This is a genomic window from Dactylosporangium sp. NPDC049742 (genome assembly GCF_040674675.1).
GTDB lineage: Bacteria > Actinomycetota > Actinomycetes > Mycobacteriales > Micromonosporaceae > Dactylosporangium > Dactylosporangium maewongense.
Window position 1 is genome coordinate 73328 of record NZ_JBFANF010000060.1, and the last position, 8586, is coordinate 81913.

Genomic DNA, 8586 nt, shown 5'->3' on the forward strand with positions numbered 1-8586 from the left:
CACCTCCATGCTCGCCGTGTGGCCGGGGCGGCTACCCGGTGCCGTGGCCTCGAAACTGCGGCTCGTCGCGGCCCGTGCGGGTGGGGTTCGGAGGTCCCGGACCGGGTACGGCGGCCGCATGCGACCGGACTCGGTGCGGCTGGCCGCTCGGGTGCCCGGGTGGCTGCTGACCGCCGCCGCGGTGACCGGATGCCTGCTCGTGCTGGGTGCCGGCGTCTACGCGCTCATCCGGGTCCTCGTGGTGATCGCTCCCGTCGTGCTGGCGGTCGTGGCGGCGCTGCTGCTCGGCGCGCTCCTCGGCCCGCTGACCCGGCTGCTGCGGAGGCTGCGGCTGCCCGCCTGGCTGGCCTCGCTGCTGACGGTGCTGCTGCTCCTGCTCGTCCTGCTCGGCAGCCTGGTGCTGATCGGCGTGCGGGTCGTGAGCCAGTTCGGCGACCTGCGGCGGCAGCTGACCGCCGGCGTGGGCCGGCTGCACGAGCTGCTGGTGTCCGGGCCGCTGCACCTCGACGCCCGGCAGATCACGGAACTGACGAACGCGGCGGTGCGGGCGCTCCGCAGCGCGATCCCCGGCCCGGCGGCAGCCGCGAGCGCCGCTGAGATCCTCACCGCGAGCGTGCTGACCCTGCTGCTGCTGTTCTTCGTGCTGCGGGACGGACCGCTGGCGTGGCAGCGGGCCACCACGCTCGTGCCGGAGCACCGGCGGGCCAGGGTGACGGCCGCGGCGGCAGCGGGCTGGCACTCCGTCACCTTGTATGTGCGCGGCATCGTCGTGATCGCCTCGGTGGACGCGCTCGGCATCGGCATCGCCCTGGTCGTGCTGCGCGTCCCGCTCGCCCTGGCACTCATCCTGCTGACCTTCATCGCCGCGTTCGTGCCGATCGTCGGCGCGACCGTCGCCGGCGTGATCGCCGTGGCGGTGGCCTTCGTGACCCGCGGCCCGACCACCGCCCTGCTCGTCCTGGCCGCGGTCCTCCTCGTCCAGCAGACCGAAGGCCACCTGCTGCACCCCCTGGTCATGCGCCGCGCGGTCCGCCTCCACCCGGTGGTGACCCTGCTCGCGATCGGCGTGGGCACCCTCGTCGCCGGCATCGCGGGCGCCGTCGTCGCGGTGCCGACGTGCGCGTTCGTCTACCACGCCGTGGCCGGCTACCGCGCCGCCGCCCACGCGGAATCAGCCCCACCCACCCCACCCGCCGACACCGACGACCCTCCGTGACACGGGTGGCGTGTTGCACCCAACGGAGAACGGCATCCCGTCAGCCGGAGGGCCTTGTCCTGTAACGGGACGGCTCAGGGGCGCGGGTAGTCATCCGTTCGCGGTTACTACTTCCGGGCCGGTCGGGTAGGGGCTCGCCGTGCAGGACATGTCCGACGCTTTGCGAGGCGGTCACGGTGGACAGGTATGTCGGGCCCGGTGACGGCCGGGTTCCGGGCTTGGCTGCTGTCGGGGATCAATGACCGGTCGTTGCAGCACGCGGGTCCGGGGGCCAAACCGGCCGCGGACCGTCGGCACTCGTGGTGGAAGGTGATGTGCCTGACCGGGGTGGACTACTTCTCCACGCTGGGCTATCAGCCGGGGATCGCCGCGCTCGCCGCCGGGCTGCTGTCGCCGGTGGCGACGGTGGTGCTGGTGCTGGTCACGTTGTTCGGGGCGTTGCCGGTGTACCGGCGGGTGGCGCAGGAGAGCCCGCACGGTGAGGGGTCCATCGCGATGCTGGTGCGGCTGCTGCCGTTCTGGCAGGGGAAGCTGTTCGTGCTGGTCCTGCTGGGGTTCGCCGCCACCGACTTCGTCATCACGATGACGCTGTCCGCGGCGGACGCCACCGCGCACCTGGACGAGAACCCGTTCTGGCCGGCGGCGCTGCGCGACCACGAGGTCCTGGTGACGCTGGTCCTGCTGGTGCTGCTCGGCGCGGTGTTCCTCGTCGGGTTCACCGAAGCGGTCGGCATCGCGGTCGCGATCGTCGGGCTGTACCTGACGCTGAACCTGGTCGTGGTCGTCGAGGGCCTGTGGCTGATCGCGAGCCGCCCGTCGACGGTCACCGACTGGTCGGCGGCGTTGACGGCCCAGCACGGCAATCCGCTGCTGGTCGTGGCGATCGCGTTGGTCGTGTTCCCGAAGCTGGCGCTGGGCCTGTCCGGGTTCGAGACCGGTGTGGCGGTGATGCCGCACGTGCGCGGTGACCCGGGCGACAGCGAGGAAGCGCCGGCGGGGCGGATCCGGGACACCAGGAAGCTGCTCACCACGGCCGCGCTGATCATGAGCGGGTTCCTGCTCACCACCAGCGTCGTCACCACGGTCCTGATCCCGCCGGCCGAGTTCAAGGCGGGCGGGAAGGCCGACGGCCGGGCGTTGGCCTACCTGGCGCACGAGCACCTCGGTCCGGTCTTCGGCACCGTGTACGACCTGTCCACCATCGCCATCCTCTGGTTCGCCGGGGCGTCGGCGATGGCCGGCCTGCTGAACCTGGTGCCCCGGTACCTGCCCCGCTACGGCATGGCGCCCGACTGGGCCGGGGCGGTGCGGCCGCTGGTCCTGGTGTTCCTCGTGATCGCGGTCGTGATCACCGTCTACTTCCGGGCCGACGTCAACGCCCAGGGCGGTGCCTACGCCACCGGCGTCCTCGTGCTGATCACCTCGGCGGCGGTCGCTGCCGCGCTGTCCGCCCGCCGGCACCGCGAGCGCCGCAAGTTCGTCTCGTTCGTGGTCATCGCCGCCGTCCTCATGTACACCACGATCGCCAACATCGCCGAACGCCCGGACGGGGTGAAGATCGCCGGGTTCTTCATCGTCGGCATCGTGCTGGTGTCGGTGCTGTCCCGGATCGACCGGTCGTTCGAGCTGCGGGTGACCGACCTGCAGTTCGACGCGACCGCCAGCACCTTCATCCACGAGTGCGCCCGGCGTACGATCCGGCTGGTCGCCAAGGATCCCGCGCGCCGCACGGCCCTCGACTACCGGGAGAAGCTCCAGCAGATCCTGGCGGACAACGACATCCCCGACGCCGCCGACGTGATCTTCGTCGAGGTGTCCATCACCGACGCCTCCGACTTCGCGTCCGCCGTCGTCGTGCGTGGCGAGGTCATGCACGGACGCTTCCGCGTCCTAGCCCTGCAGAACCCGGCCGTCGCGAGTGCGATCGCGGCGCTGCTGCTCGGCATCCGGGACCGCACGGGCCGGCGCCCGCACATCTACTTCGAGTGGACGGAGGGCAACCCGGCCGTCAACTTCCTCCGCTTCCTGATCTTCGGGCAGGGTGAGGTCGCACCGGTCACCCGCGAGGTACTGCGCCGGCAGGAGCCCGACCGCATCCACCGGCCGCACGTCCACGTCGGATAGTAGAGCGACGTCAGCCCGCCGGGCGCCTGGGACGCTTCGGCCCGGCGACGTCCAGGGAGTCGGCCAGGCCGCTGCGCCGCAGGCGTTCGTGCGCGGTCGCGCTGACGGCGGCGACGACCAGCCGGTATCCCACCTGCCCGCCGACGCGCAACGCGGCCGCGAGCGCGCCCATGCCGGCGGAGTCGATCCACGTGACCTCGGTCAGGTCGACGCCCACCAGCGTCGGATACCACTCCAGCGCCGCGGCGAGGGCGCGATGGAACACCGCCACCCCGTGGCTGTCGAGCATGCCGTGCAGCACGATGAGCACCCGTCCAGCGGCCTCATTCTGCACCTCGAACGACAGCGCCACCACGCTCTCCCTCACCGGCGAGGAACCCTGGTCCGACCCTAACGGCGACAGTCCTCATTCAGTAACACCGGCAAATGTGGGCTTTGTAAATTGTTCGAACGGACCTTCTTGTCAGGCCTGTCGACCTGCCTCGCCGAGGCGTTCCTGCTCAGCGGCGTAGGCGGCGTAGGCGGCGTCGAGACGCTCGAGCGGTCCCGGGCCGTGGCGCGGCTTCGGCGGGGCGTCCAGGTGCCGCTCCCGGAGCTCGTCCATGAGCTCCTCGATGAACGCCGGGCCCTCGTCGCGCATGAGCTGCTGCCGGGTCCGCAGCTCGGCGCTGCCCGGGCGCCAGTCGAGGCCCCAGTTGCCGAGGGCGTAGATGATCGGCAGCGTCTGGATGCCGGCCTCGGTGAGGCTGTAGCGGGCGCGCTGCCCCCGGAACGCGGTGCCGCGGGTGAGGATGCCCGCCTCGACGAGCCGCACGAGGCGGTCGGCGAGGATGTTCGAGGCGATGCCCTCGATCGACCCGGTGAGCAGCACCCGGAAGTAGCGGCGGTCGCCGAAGATGACGTCGCGCAGCACGAGCATCGACCAGCGGTCCCCGAGGACCTCGACGGCGGCGTTGATCGGACACCCGGACCGTGGTTCCACGACTCCTCCTTGACAGGTATGACGCCACCAATATAGTGGTTGCAGAACGCAACCACTATAGGGTGAGGGTGAGGATGGGCCGCTTCGTCTACTGGATGAACGTGTCCCTCGACCTGCGGATCGAGCAGGTTCCCGGGGACAACGGTGCCGGCGACTGGCTGCGCATCGACGAGCAGCTGCACCGCGAGTTCAACGCGCAGGCGCGAGCGCTCGCGCTCATGGTCCAGGGCCGCGTCGTCTACGAGACGATGGAGGAGTACTGGCCACGGGCCCGCGAGGACGCGTCGCTGCCGGACGTCATGCGCGAATACGGCGAGATCTGGACCACCGCGCCCAAGGTGCTCGTCTCCCGCACCCGGCACACCGCCGGTCACAACACCCGGGTCATCGGCGGCGACGACGCGATCGAGCAGCTCGCCGCCCTCCGGGCCGAGACCGGCGGCGCGATCGGCGTGGGCGGCGCGACGCTCGCCACGCAGCTGCTCCGGGCGGGCCTCCTCGACGAGCTGCTGCTCTTCACCCACCCCACGATCCTCGGCTTCGGCCGGCCGCTGTTCGACGACTACGACCTGCCGATCGACCTCGACCTGATCGAGCAGCGATCGTTCGAGCACGGCGTCACGATGCATCGCTACTCGGTGCGGGACGCGAAGGAGGCGAGCCAGTGCTGACGCGGGTCGCGGACGGTGTGCTGGTCCACGAGAGCGAGTTCCTGAAGAGCAACGCCATCGTCGTGCAGGGCCGCGCCGGTGTGCTGCTCATCGACCCCGGGGTGCAGGACCACGAGATGGCCTGCCTGGCGAGCGACCTGTCCACCTCGGGCCAGACCGTCGTGGCCGGCTTCTCGACCCATCCGCACTGGGACCACCTGCTCTGGCACGCCAAGCTCGGCGCGCCCCCGCGGTACTGCACGGCCAGCTGCGCGGACAGCGTCCGGGAGGAGCTGTCCGACCCGGACGCGAAGGCCAACATCACCGCCCACCTGGCCGAGACGGAGATCGCCGACCAGGTCCCGCTGGACCTGTACGGCCTCGTCACCGCCCTGCCCGCAGAGACGGCGCGGATTCCGTGGGACGGGCCGCAGGTCCGGATCATCGAGCATCAGGCGCACGCCCCGGGCCACGCGGCGCTGCTCATCGAGGAGCGCGGCGTGCTCGTCGCCGGCGACATGCTCTCCGACGTCCTGATCCCGATGCTCGACCTGCACGGTGACGCCGCCGACCCGGTCGAGGACTACCTCGCCGCGCTGCGGCTGCTGGAGGACGTGGCGGGCGGCGCCGACGTCGTCGTCCCCGGGCACGGGTCGGTCGGCGGCGCCGGTGAGGTGCGCGCACGGATCGAGCTGGACCGGGCGTACGTGCTCGCCCTGCGCGAGGGCCGGGTCCCCGACGACCCGCGGATCGGCCCGTCGGCCAAGCCGGGCTGGGAGTGGGTCAGCGACGTGCACGACGGGCAGGTCCACCGCCTCGCCGCACGCACCGGACGCGACGGCGCCCGCGGCTGACGACCGGTGCGGCAGCACCGGCCCCGGGGGCGGTGCTGCCGCACCGCGGGCGACGGGCGCGGTGGGTCAGCGGCTGCCCCAGTAGTCGGCGAGGCCGTAGAAGCCCTGGTTGAACGTGATGTGCCGGGCGAGGAACGTCGCCAGCGGCCGGTCCGTCTCCATCAGCGGCGCGAGCCGCTCGCCGGCCTCCTCGATGAGCGCGGCCAGCCTGGCGTCGACCACCTCCCGGTCGACGCCGAGCAGCAACGCGTTGACGTCGCCCCACGTCACGTCCCGCTGGTAGGTGCCGTAGTCGTTGAGGATCCGGATGATCTGCTGGACCAGTCGGCCGGCGTCGACCAGCGCGCCGGTGTCGGTGACGGGTGCGTCGGTGGTGGCGATCCAGTGCGACAGGAACACCAGGGAGTAGCCGAACTCGGCGCCGGCGAGGTATTCGTCCAATGTGGGCAGTGCCGCGGCGGGGTCGGCCTTCCACTGCCAGTCACGGGTCATCGACTCGAGCATCCGGCGGACGTCGTCCTGCCAGATCTCGGCGAGGCCGGGGAACGCCGGTGAGGTGGCGAGGTCGGCGCGGATGTCGGCGAGCAGGCCGGCCAGCTCGTCGCCCGCGGGGGCCGGGCCGCCGTCGACGACGGCGAGGCAGCGGGCCACGATCGCGTCGATCTCGGCCTGGGAGGTGGCGAGGAGGTCCATCAACCGGTCGACCGCGAAGATCCACATCGTGATCCGGTTGGCGGGGCGGAGCTGGCCTGCGTCGAGCCACGGGGCGCAGAACGTGTTCGCCAGCGCGATCGTACTGAAGAACGGGCCGTCGAACGGCTTCGCGGGGAACAGCTCCGGGTACGCGCCGGCGCAGGCGATCAGGTCCCGCTGGACGTGGCTGGCGACGGCGCAGACCGCGCCGGCCTCCCTCGGCGCGAGGAGATCAGCGATCGCGGTCACCGCATGATCATACGGTCAGCCGACCGGCGCCGGCTCCTCCGAGGCGATCACGTGCTGCACCAGGCTGATCAGCCCCTGCTTGGCGCTCGTACGGTTCCGCGCGTCGCACAGGACCAGCGGGACCTGCGGGTCCAGGTCGAGCGCCATCCGCACCTCCTCGGCGTCGTACACGGGCGCGCCGTCGAAGCAGTTGACCGCCACGATGAACGGCGTGCCGTGGCGTTCGAAGTAGTCGACCGACGGGAAGCAGTCGGCCAGCCGCCGGGTGTCGGCGAGCACGACCGCGCCGATCGCGCCCAGCGCCAGCTCGTCCCACAGGTACGAGAACCGGTCCTGGCCCGGGGTGCCGAACAGGTACAGCACCAGGTCGGCGGTGATGGTGATCCGGCCGAAGTCCATGGCCACGGTGGTGGTGGTCTTCGCGTCGACGCCGGACGTGTCGTCGATGCCGACACCGACCTCGGTCAGCCGCTCCTCGGTCGTCAGCGGCTCGATCTCGCTGACCGCGCCGACGTACGTGGTCTTGCCGGCACCGAACCCGCCGGCGATCAGGATCTTCACCGTGGAGGGCAGCAGCCCGCCGCCGTCGGCCGGTTCAGAGAGCGTTGAGACCATTGATGACCGCCTTGAGTAGGTGGTGACGTTGCGGCTGCGCGGCCGGCCTGGGGCCGCTGGTGAGGATCAGCCCGGCGCCGAGCAGGTCGCCGAGCAGCACCCGCACGGTGCCGAGCGGCAGGTGCAGGTGCGCCGACACCTCGGCCACGGACAGCGGCCGCTGGCACAGGTTCAGGATCGCGGCCTGCTCCGGCGGCAGGTCGCCGCGGATCGCGGCGGCCGGCTGCGTGGACACGACCACCGCGATGAGGTCGAACTCGCCTTCCGACGGCCGGGTGCGTCCCTGTGTCATCGCGTACGGCCGGACGAACGGTCCGGCCTCGTCGTCAGCCCAGCCGGGACCGTCGGTCTGACCGCTCACTTCGCGTCAACCGGGTCCGCGGGGGTGCGCTCGGCGGTGGCCAGGTACTTGCCGACCCGGGCGACCAGCATCGCCATCTCGTACGTGACGAGGCCGATGTCGGCGTCGGAGCCGGTCAGGACCGCCAGGAAGGCGCCGTGTCCGGCGGCCGTCACCAGCATGAACCCGGACTCCATCTCGACGATGGTCTGCCGCACCGCGCCGGTGCCGAAGCGGCGCCCGGCGCCGCGGGCGATGCTCTGCAGGCCGGACGCGATCGCGGCGAAGTGGTCCGCGTCGTCCTTGGTGAGGCCGTCGGACGCCGCGAGCAGCAGCCCATCGGCCGACAGCACCACGGCCTGCTGCAGGTGCCCGACGCGTTTGACGAGGTCGTTGAGCAACCACTGCAACTCAGCGACCGGATGTTTCTGCTGCACCGAACTGTCTCCTTCTACCAGGTCCCGCCGCACTACCGGGTCCGGTTCTCGTCGTCGGCCCCCGACCCCGGGTCACCGGTGCCGTCGGACGCCTGTCCAACCTGCTCGGCCTGTTCGCGGCCGCGGACCGTCTGCTGCTGGTAGCTGGCCCAGCGGCGGCGGTTCTCGTCGGGGCTCAGGGGCGCGCCCGCCGCCCCGTTGGTGGTGTCCTGCGCCGTGCCGTTCGCGGCGGCCTGGCGGACCCGGCGGGGCAGGCCGTTCGGCGTCGGCGGCAGCGCGGCCGGTACAGACGGCGCCGGAGGAACGGAAGGCGCAGCGGGCGCGGAGGGCACGGAAGGCGCGGAGGTACTGGCCGGCTCGGCGGGCACGGCGGCCGCGGGCGGCGCGGCCTGCTCCACGGCGGCCGGCGGTGCGGCCGGCAACGAG

The 8586-nt window shown here is 71.9% G+C and carries 10 protein-coding genes and 1 pseudogene; 4 read left to right on the top strand and 7 right to left on the bottom strand.

Annotation, left to right across the window (positions count from 1 at the left end; translation table 11 throughout):
* The first annotated feature begins 118 nt into the window (after positions 1-118).
* Positions 119-1216 carry an AI-2E family transporter gene (locus AB0J72_RS45665; RefSeq protein ID WP_363411753.1) on the top strand — a complete coding sequence of 366 codons (1098 nt, stop codon included), beginning with the start codon at positions 119-121 and terminating at the stop codon, positions 1214-1216.
* A 312-nt stretch (positions 1217-1528) separates the two neighbouring features.
* Positions 1529-3340 carry an amino acid transporter gene (locus AB0J72_RS45670; protein WP_363411755.1) on the top strand — a complete coding sequence of 604 codons (1812 nt, stop codon included), beginning with the start codon at positions 1529-1531 and terminating at the stop codon, positions 3338-3340.
* A gap of 10 nt (positions 3341-3350) precedes the next feature.
* Here the strand turns inward: AB0J72_RS45670 and AB0J72_RS45675 are convergent, their stop codons facing one another.
* Both AB0J72_RS45675 and AB0J72_RS45680 read right to left on the bottom strand, forming a co-directional pair.
* Positions 3351-3707: an STAS domain-containing protein gene (locus AB0J72_RS45675; RefSeq protein WP_363411757.1), complete on the bottom strand. Its 357-nt coding sequence runs from the start codon at positions 3705-3707 to the stop codon at positions 3351-3353.
* A 96-nt stretch (positions 3708-3803) separates the two neighbouring features.
* A complete protein-coding gene (locus AB0J72_RS45680; protein WP_363411759.1) occupies positions 3804-4322 on the bottom strand; it encodes a helix-turn-helix domain-containing protein in 519 nt (172 codons plus the stop codon).
* A gap of 74 nt (positions 4323-4396) precedes the next feature.
* On the opposite strand from AB0J72_RS45680, the gene AB0J72_RS45685 reads away from it, so the two are divergent.
* Together AB0J72_RS45685 and AB0J72_RS45690 are read left to right on the top strand one after the other, a co-directional pair.
* Positions 4397-4993 carry a dihydrofolate reductase family protein gene (locus AB0J72_RS45685; protein WP_363411761.1) on the top strand — a complete coding sequence of 199 codons (597 nt, stop codon included), beginning with the start codon at positions 4397-4399 and terminating at the stop codon, positions 4991-4993.
* Positions 4987-5826 carry an MBL fold metallo-hydrolase gene (locus AB0J72_RS45690; protein WP_363411763.1) on the top strand — a complete coding sequence of 280 codons (840 nt, stop codon included), beginning with the start codon at positions 4987-4989 and terminating at the stop codon, positions 5824-5826. Before AB0J72_RS45685 ends, AB0J72_RS45690 begins: the two co-directional genes overlap by 7 nt.
* Before the next feature lie 66 nt (positions 5827-5892).
* On the opposite strand, the gene AB0J72_RS45695 is transcribed toward AB0J72_RS45690, so the two are convergent.
* The 5 genes and pseudogenes from AB0J72_RS45695 to AB0J72_RS45715 all read right to left on the bottom strand — a co-directional run.
* Complete coding sequence (locus AB0J72_RS45695) at positions 5893-6768, bottom strand: terpene synthase family protein (RefSeq protein ID WP_363411765.1); 876 nt, start codon at positions 6766-6768, stop codon at positions 5893-5895.
* 15 nt (positions 6769-6783) lie between these two features.
* On the bottom strand, positions 6784-7383 hold the full coding sequence (locus AB0J72_RS45700; protein WP_363411767.1) for an ATP/GTP-binding protein: 600 nt from the start codon (positions 7381-7383) through the stop codon (positions 6784-6786).
* Positions 7364-7675, bottom strand: a complete 312-nt coding sequence (locus tag AB0J72_RS45705) for a DUF742 domain-containing protein (RefSeq protein WP_363411769.1) — start codon at positions 7673-7675, stop codon at positions 7364-7366. Before AB0J72_RS45705 ends, AB0J72_RS45700 begins: the two co-directional genes overlap by 20 nt.
* A gap of 65 nt (positions 7676-7740) precedes the next feature.
* Positions 7741-8160 (bottom strand): roadblock/LC7 domain-containing protein, encoded by a 420-nt coding sequence (locus AB0J72_RS45710; protein WP_344500208.1) that lies wholly within the window; start codon positions 8158-8160, stop codon positions 7741-7743.
* A 32-nt stretch (positions 8161-8192) separates the two neighbouring features.
* Positions 8193-8586: pseudogene (locus AB0J72_RS45715) on the bottom strand (hypothetical protein); the annotation flags it as partial.